Source organism: Sutterella massiliensis, assembly GCF_016899755.1.
Classification (GTDB): domain Bacteria; phylum Pseudomonadota; class Gammaproteobacteria; order Burkholderiales; family Burkholderiaceae_F; genus Sutterella; species Sutterella massiliensis.
The window spans coordinates 1-20089 of the sequence record NZ_JACJJC010000007.1; the positions used below are offsets into that span (position 1 = coordinate 1).

General features: G+C 62.2%; 15 protein-coding genes. 11 read left to right on the forward strand and 4 right to left on the reverse strand.

What is annotated here, in order from left to right; translation table 11 throughout:
* Positions 1-501 precede the first annotated feature (501 nt).
* Both H6A60_RS05475 and H6A60_RS05480 read left to right on the forward strand, forming a co-directional pair.
* The gene (locus H6A60_RS05475) at positions 502-1230 is read left to right on the forward strand and encodes a carbonic anhydrase family protein (RefSeq protein ID WP_205102408.1); all 729 of its coding nucleotides are present in this window, start codon (positions 502-504) and stop codon (positions 1228-1230) included.
* Positions 1231-1239: 9 nt separating this feature from the next.
* A complete protein-coding gene (locus tag H6A60_RS05480) occupies positions 1240-2166 on the forward strand; it encodes a DMT family transporter (RefSeq protein ID WP_205102409.1) in 927 nt (308 codons plus the stop codon).
* A 220-nt stretch (positions 2167-2386) separates the two neighbouring features.
* Here H6A60_RS05480 and H6A60_RS05485 read toward each other — a convergent pair whose 3' ends face one another.
* Positions 2387-3229, reverse strand: a complete 843-nt coding sequence (locus tag H6A60_RS05485; protein WP_205102410.1) for a LexA family protein — start codon at positions 3227-3229, stop codon at positions 2387-2389.
* Positions 3230-3613: 384 nt separating this feature from the next.
* Here H6A60_RS05485 and H6A60_RS05490 point away from each other — a divergent pair, with 384 nt between their 5' ends.
* From H6A60_RS05490 to H6A60_RS05525, 8 genes are all read left to right on the forward strand, one after another.
* Entirely contained in the window at positions 3614-4615 is a 1002-nt protein-coding gene (locus H6A60_RS05490) for an HlyD family secretion protein (RefSeq protein ID WP_205102411.1), read from the forward strand.
* Positions 4612-6489 carry an ATP-binding cassette domain-containing protein gene (locus H6A60_RS05495; RefSeq protein WP_205102412.1) on the forward strand — a complete coding sequence of 626 codons (1878 nt, stop codon included), beginning with the start codon at positions 4612-4614 and terminating at the stop codon, positions 6487-6489. Before H6A60_RS05490 ends, H6A60_RS05495 begins: the two co-directional genes overlap by 4 nt.
* Positions 6486-7919, forward strand: a complete 1434-nt coding sequence (locus tag H6A60_RS05500; protein ID WP_205102413.1) for an ABC transporter permease — start codon at positions 6486-6488, stop codon at positions 7917-7919. Before H6A60_RS05495 ends, H6A60_RS05500 begins: the two co-directional genes overlap by 4 nt.
* Positions 7920-7941: 22 nt before the next feature.
* A complete protein-coding gene (locus H6A60_RS05505) occupies positions 7942-9075 on the forward strand; it encodes an ABC transporter permease (RefSeq protein WP_205102414.1) in 1134 nt (377 codons plus the stop codon).
* A 196-nt stretch (positions 9076-9271) separates the two neighbouring features.
* Positions 9272-10942 carry a nickel ABC transporter substrate-binding protein gene (nikA, locus tag H6A60_RS05510; RefSeq protein WP_205102415.1) on the forward strand — a complete coding sequence of 557 codons (1671 nt, stop codon included), beginning with the start codon at positions 9272-9274 and terminating at the stop codon, positions 10940-10942.
* Positions 10942-11901 (forward strand): nickel/cobalt ABC transporter permease, encoded by a 960-nt coding sequence (opp1B, locus tag H6A60_RS05515; protein WP_205102416.1) that lies wholly within the window; start codon positions 10942-10944, stop codon positions 11899-11901. Before nikA ends, opp1B begins: the two co-directional genes overlap by 1 nt.
* Positions 11898-12854 (forward strand): ABC transporter permease, encoded by a 957-nt coding sequence (locus H6A60_RS05520; RefSeq protein ID WP_205102417.1) that lies wholly within the window; start codon positions 11898-11900, stop codon positions 12852-12854. Before opp1B ends, H6A60_RS05520 begins: the two co-directional genes overlap by 4 nt.
* Positions 12851-14590, forward strand: coding sequence for an ABC transporter ATP-binding protein (locus tag H6A60_RS05525; RefSeq protein ID WP_205102418.1), 1740 nt, complete (start codon positions 12851-12853; stop codon positions 14588-14590). The genes H6A60_RS05520 and H6A60_RS05525 overlap by 4 nt, the downstream gene beginning before the upstream one ends.
* A 23-nt stretch (positions 14591-14613) precedes the next feature.
* On the opposite strand, the gene H6A60_RS05530 is transcribed toward H6A60_RS05525, so the two are convergent.
* The gene (locus H6A60_RS05530; RefSeq protein ID WP_205102419.1) at positions 14614-15807 is read right to left on the reverse strand and encodes an RtcB family protein; all 1194 of its coding nucleotides are present in this window, start codon (positions 15805-15807) and stop codon (positions 14614-14616) included.
* Between the two features lie 293 nt (positions 15808-16100).
* Here H6A60_RS05530 and gpmI point away from each other — a divergent pair, with 293 nt between their 5' ends.
* The gene (gene gpmI / locus H6A60_RS05535) at positions 16101-17627 is read left to right on the forward strand and encodes a 2,3-bisphosphoglycerate-independent phosphoglycerate mutase (RefSeq protein ID WP_205102420.1); all 1527 of its coding nucleotides are present in this window, start codon (positions 16101-16103) and stop codon (positions 17625-17627) included.
* 128 nt (positions 17628-17755) lie between these two features.
* Here gpmI and H6A60_RS05540 read toward each other — a convergent pair whose 3' ends face one another.
* Positions 17756-18307, reverse strand: coding sequence for a hypothetical protein (locus H6A60_RS05540; protein WP_205102421.1), 552 nt, complete (start codon positions 18305-18307; stop codon positions 17756-17758).
* 410 nt (positions 18308-18717) lie between these two features.
* Positions 18718-20016, reverse strand: a complete 1299-nt coding sequence (locus tag H6A60_RS05545; RefSeq protein WP_239477612.1) for an L-cysteine desulfidase family protein — start codon at positions 20014-20016, stop codon at positions 18718-18720.
* Positions 20017-20089 lie beyond the last annotated feature (73 nt).

A 20089-nucleotide genomic window follows, 5' to 3' on the forward strand; every position in this document is an offset into this window, starting at 1 on the left:
CGGAATTGAAAGAGAAAGAATTAACTTTCGTCTTTCGGCTTTCCATCAAAGCGCGAACTCGTAAAATTTCGAGAACTCCCTAAGAAATTCGCCGCTCTACGACGTTCACGCTTATCGGTTCGTTGAATCGAATTTTTAAAGAGCTGCTGAACATTTCGTTCAGTGCAGAATTGAAATCTTACTGATTTCGTGTCTGTTTGTCAAGAGCAATTTCGAAGAATTTTTAATTTCGCCGCTTTCGCTCTTGTTTCGTCCGCTCCAGCGAGCGGCGAGGTTGCGCATTCTGCCTACCTGTTCGGAATCTGTCAAGGATAGTCCGTCAAAATACGCAAAAGTCACAAAACAAACTTACCATCTCTTATCTTCGATCGCCGCACAACCGCTCCTTGCGATTTGAAGAGCTCGCAGCTCGCCGCGCTTTCGCTATCCTATGCTGAACAAAAAGGTGAACCGCTCCTGAAGCCCGGACTGCTCGTTGGTCGGGCTTCGAGTTTTTTAGAAATGTACGCTAGCAACTATCTTCGTTTTCACTGCCTTGGCTGCGCCATGATGTCGCTGCCGAGCCTTGAGGAACTTTCTGTCGGCGCGGAACCTGTTCGACGCTACCAGTGCCCGGTCTCCATTCATACGACCGCCGTCAAAGACGCGGCCGAACCATTCACCCTTCACTTTGAGGACAACGCGTCGGAGATTCTTCACACCGGCCACACGATAGAAGTCCGCTTTACGCCCGGCGACACACTGCAGCGCGGCACCGACACCTACACGCTGCGCCAGCTCCACTTTCATACGCCTTCGGAAACGTTCATTGACGGCGAGCACTTTCCGATGGAAACGCACTTTGTCTATGAGAAGACGGTCGACGCCGAGGGGCCGATCGAGTCGACGCCCGAGCATCACGGACCGCTTCTCGTGCTCGGCGCTTTTGTAAAGGCAGGAAAGAGCAACCCTGCACTTCAAACGCTTCTCGCGAACGCACCGCTTGAAGACGAGCCGCCCAAAGAATTTCAGGGCTACGACCCTTCGCCGCTCCTGCCTCCGATGCTTCATCACTATGCCTTCCCCGGGAGTCTCACGACGCCGCCCTATACGGAACCCGTCGAGTGGATCGTGCTTGCCGATCCCGTAGAGGCTGCCGCAGAAGAGATCGAACAAATCAAAGACATCCTGGGCGACAACACCCGTCCGATTCAGCCGCTGAACGGCCGGCGCGTTGCCTTCGGCAAATGAGGCTTCACCATGGGTAGTCTCTGGATGCTCGCCGCCTCTTTCTTCTTCGCATTGATGGCGGCATTTACGAAGATTGGCGCAGACGCCTTCGGTACTTTTGAGCTCGTCTTCTATCGACAGATCTTTGCGGTTTTCGTTTTGGGTGCCATCGCCTTCGCCACCCCTGGTCAAACGCTCAAAACGCGTTACCCCTGGGGACACTTCAAGCGCAGCATTCTCGGCACAATGGCGCTTCTTGTCTGGTTCTGGGCGCTCGGACGTCTGCCGCTCGGCACCGCAATGACGCTCGACTACACGTCGCCGCTCTTTATGGCTGCGATCGTCATTGTTTTGGCGCTTCGCCACCGCGAACCGATCGAGTGGAAGCTTGTCGGGTGCGTGCTGCTCGGCTTTGTCGGCATATCGCTCGTTCTGCATCCGGATGTACGTTCGAGCGACTTTACCGCCGGGCTGATCGGTCTGTCCGCAGGCTTCTTTGCGGCGCTCGCTCAATTTCAAATCCGCCAAATCGTCGCTCTTAAGGAACCGACCTACCGCATCGTCTTCTATTTCTCCCTGATCGGCACGATTGCGGGCTTAGGCGGTCATCTTGCGTTCGAAGGACCGCTCACCCCCATCACAACGGACAACGTCGTCCCGCTCTTAGGCGTCGCCATTTGTGGGATGCTCGCGCAGCTCTCGCTCACGCGTGCCTGGGGCGGCGGCAACCTGCTGCTGACGAGTTCGCTGCAGTACTCTGCGATCGTCTTTGCCGCGGTGATCGGTCTTCTTTTCTTTGATGAGCCGATCGACTTCCTCTCTGGCACGGGCATCGCCGTCATCATTTTTGCCGGGTTTGCCGCGAGCCTTGAAACGAAGCGCAAGCAGCGTAAGGATGCCGACATCGCCCGAAAGCTTCAGGCTTACGTTGATCAAAGCACTGATACGGACAAATAGGCCGGTGAGTGCTCAACGCAATCTCGATTTGCCACAAAAAAACGCTCGCGCCGGGTGGAAACGGCTGCGAGCGTTTGATTTGTTTGGATTGACTTTTTAGCGGACTCGAACCCGGCGCGCCGCCTCCCGGAGGATTGAGAAGCGGCGCCGATAAGCACACCGAAAGTACCGAAAAGTGCCTCGTCGGCTGCTCGAGCAGGCTGCAATCGCGCAACGCGCCTTAGAAGCGCATCTTGCGCATCATCCCCGTCACAACGCCTTCAACGTGGAATTCGTCTTCGTCGGGTTCGATCGTCGGGTAGTTCTTCTCGGCGTTCTCGGCGAGAAGCTCCACCTGGCCGCTCGAAGTGAAGCGAACCCGCTTCACCGTAAAGGCGCCGTCCAGATAGGCAAGCACGATGTCGCCGTTCTTGGCCGTAATCGAGCGGTCGACCACGAGAATGTCGCCGTCGTTGATCCCCGCATCCTTCATCGAATCGCCCACGGCGACCACCACGTAGGTCTGATCGGGGTTGCGAACGAAGAACTGCGTGAGGTTCACGGGAGCGACATCGACGGAGCCCGTCGTGCGGCGCGTCTGCGGTGCTTCGGCACCCAGGTCGAGACGCTTGATGTTGGTGCCGAACCCGTCGGGACCGACTCGACGCAGACCGGCAGCGCTGATGGCGCTTTCGCTCATGCGGCGGGATTTCGGCGCATTCTTGGCAATCACTTCTTCGGAAGGCTCGCCCGTCGCCATCTCGAGCACACCGCGAATGAACGCGGAGCCGCCGCGCGCCATGCACGCTTCTGCTGTTTCTGAAAAGACACGCACGCGAATCATCGCCGAATACGGTTTGTCCTTAGGCGGACGACCTGCAGCACGCTTCACGGGGATCGGCTGCATTTTGGCTTCTTCGTGATACGCGGCATGCGCAAAGCCGTTTATCTTGCGCCCGCGGCGCGATTTGCGAGAGGTATCGTCGGTCGGGACCAGCGGTTCCGAGGGGGATTTCGGGAAATTGCTGAAGAGGTTCTCAGCAGCCAATCTTGCCGAGGACTTGGTATCGTTATTCGTCGCCATCGACATATCCTTTCAAAATTGATCTTGACCACTTTGATTTTAGGCTTCCGACAACGATCGCACCTCTAAAACACCTGGAGTTTTTGCATTTTCAGGCTATTTACACCCAAGACAATTCCCGATCAGTATTTGATCGGGCTTTTGGCATCTCTTTTTGACGCATTTTTGCTCGCCCTTGATTGGTTTCCGCGCCGTTTAGCCGACAAACAGCACTTTGTCGCACGCGACTGACGTTTCGTACGCGATCCGTCGTTGCGTTTTGCGCCCGTTAAAATGCCTCGAATCGGACATTCCGTCCGACATAACGGCCATGCGTCCTCGCAACAAGACGCTCTTGACAACCGAAACGAGCTTTCCGCTCGCCTCTGCGCGCTTTTTTGACCGATGTCCTTTGCCCGAATCGCCGTCCCCGCTCTCCTTGTCGCCGCACTCGGCGTCGCAGCCTGGCAGCTGCGCCAGACGCAGAACGATACGCCCGCCAATCAGGCCTGGGGAAACGTTGACGCTCGGCACGTATCGCTTGCTTTCGAAGGAAGCGGCCGCATTGCCGAACTCGGCCCCGAAGAAGGCGAGCGTGTTCGCAAGGGCGACATCCTCGGCCGGCTCGACACGGAGTCTTTGGAAATCGAAAAACGTCGCCTGACAGCAAACCTCGCCGCCCTGGAAGCGCAGGCCGCCATGGCCCGAGAAGGCTACCGCACCGAAGACATTGAAGTCGCCGAGCGCAACGCCGAATCGCTCAAGGCGCAGCTCGCGAGTGCCGAGCGCACTTACGCACGCCAGAAGCACCTTTTCGAATCGCAAGCAACGAGCCGTCAGGCTTTGGACGATGCCCGCTACGCGGCCGAATCCCTTAAGCGCCAGCTCCAGGCAGCCGAAGCGACGCGCTCGGCCTACCGCGCTGGGCTCCGCCCGCAGGAGGTCGACGCCGCCATCGCCCGGGTTGAGGCCGCGCGCGCAGCGCTCGATGCGCTCGACTATCGGCTCGAAAAGGCAGCCGTCATCCTTGCACCGATGGACGGCGTCGTGAGAACGCGTCTTGCCGAACCCGGAGACATGGCATCGCCTTCGCGAACCGTTTATCAACTCTCGATCGTTTCGCCCAAGTGGGTGCGCGCCTACGTAACGGAGCGCCAGCTCGGACTCGTTCGCGAGGGCGACCCGGCTGTCGTTCTCACCGACACGACGGACCCCGTGCCCGCCGTGATTGCCGCCGTCAGCGATACGGCGGAATTTACGCCGAAGACCGTTCAGACCGAAGACCTGCGCACCGTACTCGTCTACGAAGTGAAGCTCACGCTCGAAGACCCCGATAACCGCCTGCGCCTCGGTCAGCCCGTCACTGTTCGCTTTGGCGACGCCGCTCCCGCGAGCGCGAAGCCATGATAAGTTCCCCTGATTTTCGCAAGCCGCCCGTTCTCGTGCGCGGACTCGCGAAGCGCTTTCCCGGTCCCGACGGCAAGCTATTTGCCGCGCTCGAAGACATCAATTTCGAGATGAAGACGAGGGCGCTCGCAAGCCTCACGGGCCCGGACGGCGCTGGGAAAACGACGCTCCTGCGCCTCATCTGCGGAATCCTTTCACCCGACGAGGGTGAAGTGGAAGTCTTCGGCATGCGGCCGGACACGGAAAATCCCGAGTTTGTTTCGCTATTGGGCTTCATGCCGCAGCGCTTCGGACTTTACGAAGACCTGAGCGTCTACGAGAACGCGGAAATTTTCGGCGCGCTCGCCGGGATCGCCGGTCGGGCGCTCGAATCGCGCTTTTCGGAGCTGCTGACCCTCACGGGACTCGCGGGCTTTGAAAAGCGCCCCGCCGGAAAACTTTCGGGCGGCATGAAGCAAAAGCTCGGGCTCGCCTGCGCACTCCTCGCCGAGCCGAAGCTTCTCATCCTCGATGAGCCGACGGTAGGGGTCGACCCGCTCTCGCGCAGAGAACTCGCGAGAATCGTCGCCGAAATGCGCCGCCGCACCGGCATGAGCGCCCTCATTTCGACCGCGTATCTTGAAGAAGCGGAAGCGGCCGACGACGTCGTCCTCTTGGCCGATGGACGCGTGATCGCGCAGGACGCGCCCAAAGCCATTCGCGCACGTGCGGCGGGAAGGACCTTTCGCGCGACGGCGATCAACCCGGACGACGCGACCCGAACGGCACGTACGCTCATGCGGCGCGTAGCCGCCGTCGACCCCGCTTCACCCGTGCTCGACGCCGTGCCGCGCGGCGACGCAATCGAGGTCCTCTTCGTGCGAGCACCCGCAAGCACTGATGCGGCACGTGAGGCGCTTGAAGCGCTTCTTGCCGCACCGTCGATGAACGAGCGCATCGAGCCCCCGGCGCCGCAAGGAGATCGCGCCCCGACACTCGCAGTTGCCAAACGCGTCCCGCGGCTTGAGGACGCCTACGCGGCGCTCACTTTCACTTCGGGGCAGAATTTGACGAGCACCGAGCGCGCGACCGCAGCTTATGGAGAAGCCGCACTTCTCCATAGCGGCGGGAACGAAGACCCCGTCATTCGCGCCGACCACATCGCTAAACGCTTCGGCGGCTTCACAGCCGTCTCCGACACGAGCTTCACGGTCGCCAAAGGAGAAATCTTCGGACTTCTCGGACCGAACGGCGCCGGCAAAACCACGACCTTCCGCATGCTCTGCGGGCTACTGCCGCCCACGGAAGGCGACATTGCCGTTGCGGGTGCGGACCTCAGGCACGCCAAATCCGAAGCGCGTGCGCGCGTCGGCTATGTCGCGCAGAAGTTTTCCCTCTACGAACGCCTCACGACGCGGCAAAACCTTGTCTACTTCGGGGAGTGCTACGGCGTTTACGGCCGAAGGCTCGACGAAGCCGTCGATCGGCTCGCGCGTGAAGGGTCGCTCATGAAGCACCTCTCGCGGCGCACCGCAGAGCTGCCGCTCGGGGCCAAGCGCGAACTCGCCATGGCCTGCGCGCTCGTGCATTCGCCTTCAATTCTTTTTCTTGACGAAGCCACCTCGGGCGCGGACGTTGCCGCGCGCCGCACCTTCTGGCGGCGCATCGTCTCGCTCGCCGAAGCCGGCACGACTGTCGTCGTGACGACGCACTTCATGGAAGAGGCCGAGTACTGCGACCGCTTTCTCATTCAGGACGCGGGCAAGGTGCTCGTTCTCGGCGCACCGCGCGAGGTCCGCCGAGCGGTCGACGCCGATAGCATCGAAGAGGCGTTCGTTCGGATCGTCGAGCGAAACCGAGCGAACCGGCGCAGCCCGAAGGAGGCCGAAGCATGACTTCACGCCGCGCTTACGCCCTTGGAGACGCAATCGGCTTTTCGCCGAGGCGCTTCTTTGCGCTCCTAGTCAAGGAGTGGCGCCAGATGAAGCGCGACGCTTCGAGCTTCATCATCGCGGTGCTCCTCCCAGCTGCACTTATTCTGCTCTTCGGCTTCGGTCTCTCGATGGACCTGCAGCGCGTGCCGAGCGCGGTCGTGCTCGGCGAATCCACGCCGATGACGCGCGAAATCGCCGCGCGCTTTACGGGAAGCGCCTACTTTGACACGACAATCGTACCGACGCGCCAAGCGGCCGAAGACCTCATGCGCCGGCAGCTCGTTGATGTGATCGTGGAGCTGCCGCAGGGGCTCGCGCAGAAAACGGCGGCGGGCGCCGGCGAAATATCGCTCACAATTCACGGCGTCGATGCGTCAGCCGCGATGATCATCCGAACTTACGCATCGGCGGCGCTCGCCGATTTTCTCGCTCGGCGCGAAGCCCGCGAGGACGCACTCGCCGTTATCGGCGCCTCGAGCGAAGGGCTTGCTGCCGAGGCAGCCGCTTCGGCGGCAGGTGCGGCGCAAAGCGCGGCAGCTGCCGCAAACGATGCGGGCACCGGCAGTGACGACAATCGGTTCGCCATGCCCTTGCGGCCGCTCTCGCTCGGAACGGTCTCGAGCCAATCTTCTCGCTCGGGTGCAGCCGATTCTGACTCGGCCGAGGCCGCTCGGAGCGAGAACGAAACTCTCTTGGAAGACGAAGCGACTGCTGTGTCCGCTTCGAGTGCGGGCGCACTGCCCGGCACGATCGTGCTCGAGACGCGTGCTTGGTTCAACGAGGCGAACAAATCGGCCTGGTACCTCGTTCCCGGCCTCACCATCGTCGTCATGACGCTTACCTGCAGCTTCATGGGCAGCATCGTGATTGCGCGCGAGTGGGAGCGCGGCACAATGGAGTCGCTCTGCACGACGCGCGCAACACCCCTTGAAATCCTTTCGGCCAAGCTCTGCGTCAACTACGGCTTTTCGACGCTCGGACTTCTTCTCTGCCTCGCGCTCGCGCGCCTCGTTTTCGAGGTCCCCGTTCGAGGCGACTTAGGGTACCTGATCGCAACGCTTCTCATCTACAACCTCTGGGCCATGAGCTTCGGACTCTTTCTCTCGGCGGCCACAAAGCGCCAGTTCGTCGCAATTCAGATGGCGGTGATCGGAAGCTACCTCCCTGCGCTCATTCTTTCGGGGTACCTCTTCGACCTCAGAAGCGTGCCCGACTGGATCGCCTGGGTCGGCCACTTGATGCCGCCCACGTATGCGATCGAGTCGGTGAAGATTCTTTGTCTCTCGGGCGGATCGGACGACATTGTTCGATCGAATGCGGCGCTCCTAGCCGCGTGGAGCACGCTCTTTTTCGGACTTGCGCTCAATTTGACGCGCAAGCGCCTCGACTGACGCAGGCCGCAGGAACCTCAAGATGATGCTCTCGAAGATTCTTCAGCCGCTTCTCATCGTCTTCATTCGCCTGCGCGCGCTCATGCGCAAGGAGGCAACGACGCTCTTGCTCGACCCGGGCGTGCGCCGCATTCTCGTCGTGCCGATCCTCGCGCAGTCGGTGCTCTTCGGCTATGGAGCCACCTTCAACCTCGAACAGGTTCCCTATGTCATTCACGACGCCTCGCGCTCGCCCGAGAGCGAAGCGCTCGTGCGCCGCATTGAAGCCAACGGCATCTTCGAGCGCGCGGGGCTCGCAGCAAGCGAAGCGGCGCTGCGCCGAGCGATCGACCACGGCGATGCGCTCATCGGCATTTCGATTCCGACCGACTTTGCCGATCGTCTTGCGCGCGGCGAAAAGGCGCCCGTGATGGTCTCGGTCGACGCGAGAAACACCACGACCGCCAATGTCGCCACAGGCTACGTGAGCGCCATCGTCGCAGCCAGAAACGCCGAGCGCGCGGGCACGGAAGGCGTGCTTGTCATGAAGGAGCGCTACCGCTACAACGAAAACAACATCACCCGCTACAACATCATGACGGGCCTCATCCTCGGTCTCTCCATGATTCAGGTGATGCTCCTTGCCGGGCTTGCCGTCTCGCGCGAGCGCGAAGAGGGCTCTTTCGACATGATGCTGATGACGCCGCTTTCACCCGCGGAAATTTTTGTCGGCAAGGCCGTTCCGCCCATCGCGATCGGCGTGTTTCAGGGCTTTCTGATTTTCTCGGTCTGCCGCTGGTGGTTCGAAATTCCTTTTGCGGGAAACCTCGTCCTTCTTTTCGGGGTCGTCACGCTCTTTGCGGCGAGCATCGTGGGACTTGCGCTCTCGATTTCGGCGATGTGCCGTACGCTGCAGCAGTCGGTCGTCTTCAACTTCATCATTCTCCTGCCTTCCCTCATCCTCTCGGGACTCATGACGCCCGTTGCGGCGATGCCGCCGTGGCTGCAGACAGCTACGATTCTCAACCCCGTGCGCTACGGCATCGAGGCCGTTCGCATGATTTACTTTGAGAACGCGAGCGCTGCGGACATTGCGCCCTTCCTTTGGCCGATGCTTCTCATTTCCGCCGTCACGCTCCCGATGAGCGCGTGGCTCTTCCGTCACAAGGTTGCCTGATCGGCGCGGCTGAAGAGAGGCTACGAGAGCCGCAGGCAACAATCCGAAAGAATCCGTTCGGTGCGCGACAGATCGCTTCGGTATGATCCCGATAGAATCGAAAGGATCGTTGGGGCGGCCCCGCACCGGCGATCTCTTTCGACGCGCCCCTTTCTTTTGCGCCTCCACCTTCGCGCCACTCTGAGGACCACCAAGCATGACCACCAATGCCGCGCCCGCGCTTCGCTTCAACCGCCCGATCGGCTGCGGATTGGCTGCCGGCGCCCTCTTCGTGCTGCTGCTTTCGGGCTGCTCGGAGGACGCACGCGAAGCGGCTGCATCCGGAAATGCACGCGAGGCGCAGCCGCGCTCGGAAGTCGTCTACGCGAGCATGAAGGACATCCGTGACATCAATCCGCACCTATACATGGGCGAGATGTCTGCGCAGGCGATGGTGTTCGAGCCCTTGGTCGTCAATACGCCCGAAGGCGTCAAACCCGCGTTGGCCGAAAGCTGGACGCTTTCGCCCGACGGGCGCACGTACACGTTCTCACTTCGAAAGGGTGTTGCCTACACGGACGGCGAACCTTTTACGGCCGAGAGCGTCGTCAAGAATTTCGAAGCGATTGTCGCCAACCGCACGCGCCACGCATGGCTCGACATGGTGAACGAGATCGACACGTTCGAAGCGCTCGACGAGCACACGTTCCGACTGACCCTGAAGCATGCGTACTTCCCGGCCTTGGTTGAACTCGCCCTAAGCCGTCCTTTCCGCTTCATTTCGCCCAAGTGCTTCAAGGACGGCGCGACCAAAGGGGGCGTCTCCTGCTACGCGGGCACCGGCCCCTGGCGCCTCACCGAACACGTGCGCGACGAACACGCGCTCTTTGAGCGCAACGCCGACTACTGGGGCAAAAAGCCCGTGCTCGAGCGCGTGCGCTGGGTTGTCATGCCCGACGCGCAGACGATGCTGATGGCGCTCGAAAAGGGCGAAGTCGATTTGATCTTCGGCGCCGACGGCGATCAGCTCACGAGCGAAGCGCTCTCCATGATCAGAGAAAAGGGCGCGGAAAAAGGACTTGCCGCCGAGCTGAGCGAGCCGATCGCAAGCCGCACCGTTCTTCTCAATTCGAATCGAGCGCCGACGAGCGACAAAAACGTGCGTGAAGCGCTGCAGCTCGCCTTCGACCGCCAGGCCGTCGTTTCGGGTGTTTTGAACGGTATCGAGTCGCCCGCAGAAACGCTCTTTGCCAAGAACGTCCCGGGCTGCGACGTCGAGCTCGCCGTGCGCCCCTTCGACCGTGCGGCGGCCGAGAAGCGTCTTGACGCCGCCGGCTGGACGCGCGGCGCAGACGGACTTCGCGTGAAGGACGGTCAAACGCTCAAGCTGCGCTTCGTCTTCAACGCGAAGAACACCCAGGAAAAGAGCATTGCCGAGACGATTCAGGCCAATTACGCCGAACTCGGCGTCGCGGTTGAGCTCCAAGGCGAAGAAAAGCAGACGTACCTCGACCGCGTGCGCGCAGGCGACTTTGAACTCGCCTATTCGCTCTCCTGGGGCGCCCCCTACGATCCGCAGAGCTTCCTCTCCTCGTGGCGCGAACCCGCACACGGCGACTACCAGGCACAGCTCGGCATTGAAGGGAAGGCCGAAATCGACGCCGCGATCGGGCGCTACCTCATTGAAAACGATGAAGCCAAGCGCAACGCCATTCTGAGGGAACTACTCGTTCGCATTCACGACTCGGCCGTCTATCTGCCGATCAGCTACTCGCGCACGAAGGCCGTGCATTCGATGAAGCTCGAGAACGTGGGCTTTGCCGTGACGCAGTACGAAATTCCGTTTGAAAAGATGCGCTTTGCCGCTCCCAAACGCGCAAACGAATAATGCTCGGCTTCCTTTTGAAACGGCTCGTCATCTTCGCGCTCACGCTGCTCGGCGTGTCGCTCGTCGTTTTTTCGCTCGCCGCAATCTCGCCCTCGGACCCCGCAGAGGTCGCCATTCGCCTCAATGCCATGGTGCCGACGCCGGAACTCGTTGCCGAGATGCGCAGCGAACTCGGTCTTGACCGACCGTTTTTCGTGCGCTATGCCGACTGGCTCACCGGCATCCTCCGGGGCGACTTCGGGAAAAGCTTCGTAACGGGGCTCCCCGTTGCTGAAGAAATCGCGCGCGTCTTTTGGCCCACCGTTCGCCTCGCGCTCGCCGCACTCTTCATCACGTTGGCGACGGCCGTCCCTGCCGGCATTCTTTGCGCGAAGTACGAGGGGCGCCTCCCCGACCGGCTGATGCGCGGCGCGATTTTTCTCTCCTCCTCGATGCCCGCATTCTGGGCGGGACTGCTTTTCATCTGGCTCTTTTCGCTCGAGCTCGGCTGGGTGCCGACAAGCGGCATGCGCGAGCCTTCGGCGATTGTGCTCCCTGCGCTCACGCTTTCGCTTGCCTATAGCGGCACATACGTTCGTCTGATTCGAAGCGCCATGGTTCGCACGGCCGACGAAGACTGGGTGGTCTTTGCGCGCTCGCGCGGCCTCTCCGAAGGGCGGATCACGCTGCGCATTCTTGTGAACTCGCTCGCTTCGAGCATCACTGCGCTCGGCATTTCGATTCCGAAGCTCATGGCGGGCGCCTTTGTCGTTGAGAACATCTTTGCGCGGCCCGGTCTCGGGCGCCTTTGCGTCACGGCGATTTTTAACCGAGACCTCCCCGTCGTCGAAGCCTACGTGCTCGTCATGGCGGCGCTTTTTGCGGGATTCGGCCTCTTGGCCGATGTTGCCGAAGCGATGCTCGATCCGTCTCGCCGCACCGCGGCTTTCCCGGCCAAAGAGAGGGAGGGCGCGGCATGAGGCGTCCTCTTAAATACGAAGCCCCCGCGGCTTGCAGTGCGCAGCCTTGCCGCGACAAGCGCGGACTCGGCCCCACGCTCTGGTCGCGCTTTGTCGAAGACCGAGCGGCGCTCGCCGCCTTCGTCTTCATACTCTTCGTGCTCGCGCTCGGCGTGCTCGCGCCGATTCTGCCGATGCCTTCGCCCAACAAGATCGCGCTGGCCGAGAAGTTCGCCGCCCCCGGCCTCGAACATCTTTTGGGCACCGATCACCTGGGTCGCGACGTGCTCTCGCGCCTCGTTTGGGGCATCCGCACGACGGTCTTTTCAGCGGTCGCCGCGATGTGCGCGACGGCTGCCGTCGGCGCCCTGTGGTCGGGGATTGCCGCAAGCGGCTCGGCCGCGCTCGACCGCTTCATGATGCGTGTGGCGCGCGCGTGGATGGCGCTGCCGAGCGAAGTAATGATCCTCGCCGTCGTCGGGATGCTCGGGCCGGGGCTGGAAAACGTTGTTTTTGCTTGCGTTGCAGCCAAGTGGCCCTGGCACGCCCGCATGATCCGCTCGGCGCTCGCGCGCCTCTCGCAAGCGGGCTACATCGTCTTTGCGAAGCTCTCGGGCGCGAGCGGCACGCGCATTCTCCTCTCGCACCTCGCACCGAACGTGCTCGGCGACTTCTTCGTCTTTGCGACGATCGACACGGCCGCGGTCATCCTGACGGTGGCAACGCTCTCGTTCTTGGGGCTCGGCGTTGAGGCGCCCGCAGCCGAATGGGGCATGATGCTCGCCGAAGCCAAAAACGTCATGACGATCCACCCGGGCCTCATGCTTGCGCCGGGGCTTGCGATTCTCGCCGTGAGCGCCGCCTTCGGCTTTGCGGGCGACGGCCTCGAGTCGGCGCTGCGCCCGAAGGAGCCCGGCCGAATCGTGCCCGACAACCACACGGCCGAAACGCCGCAGCCGGAGCGCGAAGCATGAATGACACGACGAAAACGCTGCTTCGCATCGAAGGGCTTCGAATCGAAAACCGCCGCACGGGTGAAGCGTTCGTGCGCTCGGTGAACCTCGAACTCCGTGCGGGCGAAAAGCTCGCCGTGATCGGCGAGTCGGGCGCCGGGAAGTCGATCACGATGCGTGCGGCTGCGGGGCTTTTGCCCAAATGTCTGCGCGCAACGGGCAGCATCGAACTTTTCGGGCGCGACATTCTTCGGGACCCTCGAGGCGCACAAGGACTCCTCGGTACGGGACTCTGCTACCTCACGCAGCAGGGCGCAAGCGCCTTCGATCCGCTTCTGGCGGTCGGGCGGCAGCTCCTCGATGCCGCGCGTAAGGCCGCGCCCGAGAAAACGAAAGCCGAACACGCGGCCGAGATCCGCCGCGTGCTCGGAGCGCTGCGCTTTGCGCCCGAATCGATCGAGACCGTGCTCGCTGCGCGGCCAGCCGAGCTTTCGGGCGGCATGCTGCAGCGCGCCATGGTTGCCGCAGCCATGCTCCTAAAGCCCCAAATCGTTGTTGCCGACGAACCGACAAGCGCGCTCGACGCAAGCTCGACACGCGAAGTCGTGCGGCTTCTTCAGGCGCTCGTCGATGCTACGGGTGCAGCGCTTGTCGTCGTCACGCACGACCTCGCCGTTGCGCAGGCGCTCGCGAGGCGCGTCGTTGTGATGCGCCGCGGCGAAATCGTCGAGACGGGTACGCGCTCGGTGCTCGACAGCCCGGGGCATCCCTTCACGCAGCGCCTTGTTGCGGCACGAAGAAGCATGACGCGCGCGCTTCTTCGGGTGCTCACCCCCGAAAGTGCGTCCGACGCCGCTCAAGCAAACGCTGCGAACACGACGGCGGGCGAGGATGTACTTTTGAGCGTGCGCGGACTCTCAAAAGCCTACCCATGCTCGAATGCCTCGGCTCGGCGAAGCACGTCATGTCCGAACGAATCGAGCGAACTGGCACTCGAAGCCCGAACGCAGACTGCCGGCTTTTTGGCGTCGCTTCGATCGCGCCTTTTCGGTTCTGTGCGAACCGAACGCGCGAGCCTGCCGGTTCTTCGCTGCATCGACCTCGACATCCGGCGCGGCGAAGCCGTCGCGCTCGTCGGCGCTTCGGGCGCGGGCAAAACGACGCTTGCGCGGCTTATCCTCGGACTTGAGGCCGCGGACGCGGGCGAGATTCGATACGCCCGCGACATGCGCTTGCCCGGACGCATCTCGGCCGTCTTTCAGAATACGACCGACGCCCTTGACCCGCGCTGGCGCGCCGAAACCTGCGTTCTTGAAGCACTTCGCCTCTCGGGCGCTGCGCTCGAGGAGCCGCACGCCAAAGCCTCTTCGCTCCTCGCAGCCATGGGCCTAAAACCCGAAGCGCTCGGGCGGCGCCCGCACGAACTCTCCGGGGGCGAACTGCAGCGCGTCGCCTTTGCGCGCGCCATTGCCGCCGAACCTGCCTTCATCGTCTTTGACGAAGCAATGAGTTCGCTCGACGCATCGGTGCGCGCCGATTTGATCGAACTCCTCATCGAAATGCGCCGCCGACCCGGCGCGCCCGCCATGCTCTTTATCACGCACGACCTCGCTGCGGCTGCAGCGCTTGCCGACCGCGTGCTCTTTTTGGACGGCGGGCGCATCGTCGAAGCGCTCCCCGTCGGTGCGCTCTCGCGTGCCGCCTCGCCCGCAGCGAAGGCGCTTCTCGCGGACGCGCAAGAAGTTGCGGGCTTCTGAAGCGGCGCGTCTTCACGCGGCACTCAGCCTTTCACGCAAAGAAGCTGCTTATAGGCATGTACGACACGCGTGAGATCGCTCTGGTTCGCCATCACGACATCGATCGACTTGTACGCCGAAGGAATTTCGTCGAGCACGCCCGCATCCTTGCGGCAGACGATGCCTTCAGTCTCGCGCTTGAGATCCTCGACGCTGAAGCGCGCCGCCGCGTCCTTGCGTCCGTATCGGCGGCCCGCGCCGTGCGCGGACGACATGAAGGCGTCCGCATTGCCGAGTCCGACGACAAGGTAGCTGCGCGCGCCCATGCTCCCGGGCACGATGCCGAATTCGCCCGTACCCGCTCGGATAGCCCCCTTGCGCGTCACCCAAACGTCTTCGCCGAAGTGGCGCTCGAGCGCAACGAAGTTGTGGTGGCAATTGACTGCTTCGCCCACGGGTTCGAACCCGGGGAAGACGTCGTCGAGCGCTGCGAGCACATCCGCCGTCATCACGCGGCGATTTGCCGCCGCATAGTCCGACGCCCAGGCGGTCGCCTCGAGATAGTCCTCAAAAAGCTTTTCGCCCTTTTCGAAGTACGCAAGCGCCGAGTCGGCGAGCACGATGCCGCGCTCGCGCATGCGCTTCTTCGCCAAGCGAATGAAGTGTGCGGCCATGACGTTGCCCGCACCGCGCGAACCCGAGTGCAGGAGCACCCAGAGCGCGCCGGTTTCGTCCGCAACGAGCTCGATAAAGTGGTTGCCGCCGCCGAGCGTACCGAGCTGGCGACGCCAATTCATGTTGCGCATAGGCTTCAGAATATCGGGGTACTTCGCTTCGATCGCGGCGATGCGGTCTTCGAAAGGCTCGCAGGCGGTCGCGACAACATGTTCGGTCATGCGCTGGCGCATGCCGACGGGAATGCGCTCGAGGATCTTTTCGAAAAGCGCTTCGAGGTCCGCGCGCGAAGCGCGATCGGCCGTGAGGTTGGTTTTCTGCAGACACATCCCGCAGCCGATATCAACGCCGACGGCGGCAGGAATGACCGCATCCTTCGTCGCGATGACGGAACCAATCGTTGCGCCCATGCCGACGTGCACGTCGGGCATGGCGGCGACATGGTGGAAAACAAAAGGAAGCGACGCGATGTTGAGCAGCTGCGACTCGGCAGCCGCATCGACCTCATCGGTCCAGATATGTACGGGTACGCGCGACCCGCTGAAAGTTTTAAAAACAGGCATTTTCGTCTTCTATAAGAAAAAAGTCTGCAACGCGAATCTGCCTGAGAGCGGAGAATAACGGGCTCGCAGCAACCCGTCGAGACACGATCGATTCGCCGATTCGGCCTTTTTTTCGGTTCCTCGCATCCGCGCGATTCTTTCGCGACGTTTACAACCATTCGTGCGGCGAAAGTCCCCGCCGAGCATTTAGAATGCGGCCCAACCCGTCGGGCGCTGCGGCGGGCGCCGCTTTGGCGCCGTCGTGCGCCGCATGGCACACCCGACACGAAACCGACTTTTCAAGGACTTGTCTCATGACCCGCAAAGTACTTCTCATGATTCTCGACGGCTGGGGCTGCGGCCGAAGCGAAGCGGCCGACGCCATCCGTGCCGGGCACCCCGCCTACATCGAAGCCATGACGAACGCCTATCCGCATGCAGAGCTGCGCACGGACGGCGAAAACGTCGGCCTGCCCGAAGGCCAGATGGGCAATTCCGAAGTCGGTCACCTCAATATCGGTGCCGGCCGCGTCGTCTACCAGGACCTCGTTCGCATCAACCGCGCCTGCCGCGACCGCACGCTGATCGAGAACCCGGAAGTGGGCGCACTCTTTTCGCACGCCAAGGGCGAAGGTCGTGCGCTGCACCTCATGGGGCTTTTCTCCGACGGCGGCGTGCACTCGAGCCTCGAGCACCTTTTTGCGCTTCTGAAGCTCGCCAAGGCCGAAGGCCTCGATCGTGTTTACGTTCATGCCTTCATGGACGGACGCGACACGGACCCGAAGAGCGGCATCGGCTTTGTGCGCGCCTTGGGCGACCTTCTCGCCTCGGGGGAAGCCGCGGGCGAACTCGCGAGCATGATTGGGCGCTACTACGCCATGGACCGCGACAAGCGCTGGGAGCGCATCCGCGAAGCCTACGACCTCCTCGTCGAAGGGCGCGGCGAAGCGACAACCGATTTCGCGAAGTCGCTTGAAGCCTCCTATGAGGCGGGGGTCACCGACGAATTCGTCAAGCCCGTCGTGCGCGTCGATGAAGCGGGCCGCCCTGTCGGGCGCATCCGCCCCGACGATGCGGTGCTCTTTATCAACTTCCGCAACGACCGCGCACGCGAACTCACGACCGTGCTGACGCAGCGCGAAGTCGAGGGGATGAAGCCGCTGCCGCTTTACTTCGCAACGATGACGCCGTACGACGCCACGTTCGAAGGGCTCCACATCCTCTTTGACAAGGAAAACGTCGCCAACACGATCGGCGAGTGGGTTGCCGCCAAGGGCTTGAAGCAGCTTCGCATTGCCGAAACGGAAAAGTACGCGCACGTGACCTTCTTCTTGAACGGCGGCCGCGAGGCGCCCTTTGAAGGCGAAGAGCGTATTCTCGTTGCCTCCCCGAAGGTCGCGACCTACGACCTCAAGCCCGAAATGAGCGCGCCCGAAGTGGCCGAGAAGCTCGCTGCGGCGCTTGCCGAGGAAAAGTACGATTTCGTCTGCCTCAACTTTGCCAACGGCGACATGGTCGGGCACACCGGCAAGTGGGATGCGATCCTTGAAGCCGTCGCCGCCGTCGACCGTGCGGTAGAAAAAGTTGTTGAGGCCGCCAAGGCCGCGGACTACGAAGTCGTGCAGATTGCTGACCACGGCAACGCCGACAATGCGGTGAACCCCGACGGTTCGCCCAATACCGCCCATTCGCTCAACCCGGTGCCGATCGTGGTCGTCTCCGATCGCGTGAAGGCCGTGCGACCGGGCGTGCTCGCCGACGTTGCGCCGACCGTCCTCGAGCTCATGGGGGTTGATCAACCCGCAGAAATGACGGGGCACTCGCTGATCGAGTGGAAGTAAGGCTCGCCACGGTCCAATCCGCCGACAGAACAAAGAAGCCGGCGCTGCTTTTTCGGGCAGCGCCGGCTTTTCGTTCTCGGCTTCTCTTCTTTGCGCTCGACAGCCGCCCGCTTGACGGGCGGCAACACTCACGCGATCGATTCGCGAAGCGCCTGCCGCGCTTCTTCGTCGAGCCGCGCCATCGCATCATCGTTGCCGCAGAGCGCGCGGCGAACGGCTGCAGACGCGTCGCGCGCGAGCTTCCCGATCACGCATTCGTCAAGCCCCGAGAGCCCCGCGAGCGCTTCGCGAACCGCACTTTCCTTCGACTCGGCCAAGTCGTTCGCCGAATCGGGCATGGCGGCAAGAATCGCGCGCAGCGCACCGGGGAGTTCCGCCGCGTCTACGTCGATTGCAAAAGCGCCAAAGCTCGTTTTGACGCGCTTACGCTCGGGCGCGCGCTGCGAGGCGTTCTCCATACCGCGCGGCTTGTGTTCGGCCCGCTGCATGGCGGCGCGCCGTTCGACCCCCGCCGTGAACGTGACATCGTCGGCGTCATAGGCGGCCGCCTCGAAAGCAAACCCACCGGTTGAATCGAATTCAATGGCCCCGCTCGCCGCAAGAGGCGCACGCGTGGCGTTGGCTTCCCCGGCGAAATCTTCGTCGGTCCAAGCTCGAATTTCGAAGCTCTTTTCAGTCATTGCTTTGTCTCTTCTTTTTGTGTTTTCGACTGCGCTTAACTTTTTCGCGCTTTGGCTGCGCTTCTTTTTTCGTACGGGCGCCCTGAACGCAAGCGGCGTTTCTTCACTCGGAAACGTCGCGCGGGCGCACGCAATCGAAATTCGAAAAGGGCTTCGGCACGCACCGAAGACGCCGCTTCGATTTTCGACGCCCCAATATTACGCGGCGGGTGCGTCAGCCGAAGACGCACACAGACCGACCTATCGGTTGGGATTGTATCCTGTAGCGAGAAGGCAACACTTTTTGACAACAACCGGCCGTTTACCGAGTAGTTAGAGGCGCGAAGGCAGCGCTTCTGCAAACGCTGCCTTCGTTTTTTTTTTCGCTTTTATCGGTACGGGTGCCGACTTCGGGCACGCACCGAGGAAGCTTAGCGGTTTCTGCCGAGCATGACGTCGATAATCACCTTGTCGGTGTCGACCATGCCGCGGCTCGCGATGCGGCCGACGGCGCGAACGGTTTCGTCGGCGCTCGGCTGCACGATGCCTTCGCCCGCTTCAAAGCGGCGACCGTTGCGCACCATGTCGATCGCCAGCAGCGCCCCTTCGATCGACATGGCGATCTTCGACGCGCACGAAGACTTCGCGCCGTCGCAAATCATCCCCGACGTAATGGCGAGCGCGTTGGAGACGACCGACTCGATTTCCGCGTCCTTCATCCCCGAGAGCATCGCGATGCCAGCGCCGCTTCCCGCGCCTGCACTCACTGCGCCGCAATAGGCGGACAGCTTGCCGATGCCCTGCTTCAAGAGAATCGTGACAAGGTCCGAAAGGAGCAGCGCGCGCAGCATCGCTTCGCGCCCGGCCTTCAGGTGTTCTGCAAAGACGACGACGGGAAGGCTTGCCGTAATGCCCTGATTGCCCGAACCAGAAACGATCACGACAGGGAGTTCGCACCCGTTCATGCGGGCGTCGGACGCAGCTGCCGCCATGGCGCGCGCCACCGTTTCCGGGTCTTCGGGATTGCGCGCGAGGAGGATGCGGCCGATCGTCGCGCCCCACTTGCCGCGCAGTCCCTCTTCGGCGATGGCGCGGTTGCAGTCGATCTGACGCATCAGAAGCGGCTCGACGCGCTCGAGCGGCATTGTCTTGGCCGCGGCAATGAGCGCCGGAAGCGACCAGGCGGCTTCGGCGGGCGGCTCGATTTCAGGCGTATCGTTGTGTTCGTACACCGTTTCACCGTTTTCGACGATGCGCGTGACATTCGTGTGCGAAGCGCGAATCGTGACGGAAACGGTCTTGCCGTCCTTCTTCCCGGTGACGCGGATGTAGAAAACGTCGGGCTCCTTCGTCGGCACCACATCGACCTTGCGCGTCTTCACCAGTTCGCCGATCTTCTCGCGAATCTCGGGCGTGATGCGCGCGAGCACCTCGAGCTTGGCGTCGGGGGCGTTGGCGGCAAAACCCGCGATCACCGCGGCTTCAATGCCCGTGAGCCCGCCCGTATTGGGAACGACCACGCTCTTGACGTTCTTGACGATATTGGCGGACACCTCCGCAATCATCTCGTCGGGGAAGCCCCCGAGACGCGAAGCCGCGATCGAGGCCGCGTAGCTCAAAGCGATCGGCTCGGTGCAACCCATGGCGGGCAACAATTCCGCCCGAAGCGCAGCTTCGTACTGTGCGATTTCGGCTTCCGTGGGGGCGGCGCCCGTCTGCATACTCGTCATGGTCCATCCTCTTCTAATCGATGCATGCGGCGGCGCTTCTCCCCTTCGAGGTACGACTGCCGCATATGTTTTT

What these genes read in the sequence shown, in the direction of transcription:
- H6A60_RS05475 (WP_205102408.1), top strand. Translation starts at nt 502, where the DNA reads ATGTACGCTAGCAACTATCTTCGTTTTCACTGCCTTGGCTGCGCCATG.
- H6A60_RS05480 (WP_205102409.1), top strand. Translation starts at nt 1,240, where the DNA reads ATGGGTAGTCTCTGGATGCTCGCCGCCTCTTTCTTCTTCGCATTGATG.
- H6A60_RS05485 (WP_205102410.1), bottom strand. Translation starts at nt 3,229, where the DNA reads ATGGCGACGAATAACGATACCAAGTCCTCGGCAAGATTGGCTGCTGAG.
- H6A60_RS05490 (WP_205102411.1), top strand. Translation starts at nt 3,614, where the DNA reads ATGTCCTTTGCCCGAATCGCCGTCCCCGCTCTCCTTGTCGCCGCACTC.
- H6A60_RS05495 (WP_205102412.1), top strand. Translation starts at nt 4,612, where the DNA reads ATGATAAGTTCCCCTGATTTTCGCAAGCCGCCCGTTCTCGTGCGCGGA.
- H6A60_RS05500 (WP_205102413.1), top strand. Translation starts at nt 6,486, where the DNA reads ATGACTTCACGCCGCGCTTACGCCCTTGGAGACGCAATCGGCTTTTCG.
- H6A60_RS05505 (WP_205102414.1), top strand. Translation starts at nt 7,942, where the DNA reads ATGATGCTCTCGAAGATTCTTCAGCCGCTTCTCATCGTCTTCATTCGC.
- nikA (WP_205102415.1), top strand. Translation starts at nt 9,272, where the DNA reads ATGACCACCAATGCCGCGCCCGCGCTTCGCTTCAACCGCCCGATCGGC.
- opp1B (WP_205102416.1), top strand. Translation starts at nt 10,942, where the DNA reads ATGCTCGGCTTCCTTTTGAAACGGCTCGTCATCTTCGCGCTCACGCTG.
- H6A60_RS05520 (WP_205102417.1), top strand. Translation starts at nt 11,898, where the DNA reads ATGAGGCGTCCTCTTAAATACGAAGCCCCCGCGGCTTGCAGTGCGCAG.
- H6A60_RS05525 (WP_205102418.1), top strand. Translation starts at nt 12,851, where the DNA reads ATGAATGACACGACGAAAACGCTGCTTCGCATCGAAGGGCTTCGAATC.
- H6A60_RS05530 (WP_205102419.1), bottom strand. Translation starts at nt 15,807, where the DNA reads ATGCCTGTTTTTAAAACTTTCAGCGGGTCGCGCGTACCCGTACATATC.
- gpmI (WP_205102420.1), top strand. Translation starts at nt 16,101, where the DNA reads ATGACCCGCAAAGTACTTCTCATGATTCTCGACGGCTGGGGCTGCGGC.
- H6A60_RS05540 (WP_205102421.1), bottom strand. Translation starts at nt 18,307, where the DNA reads ATGACTGAAAAGAGCTTCGAAATTCGAGCTTGGACCGACGAAGATTTC.
- H6A60_RS05545 (WP_239477612.1), bottom strand. Translation starts at nt 20,016, where the DNA reads ATGACGAGTATGCAGACGGGCGCCGCCCCCACGGAAGCCGAAATCGCA.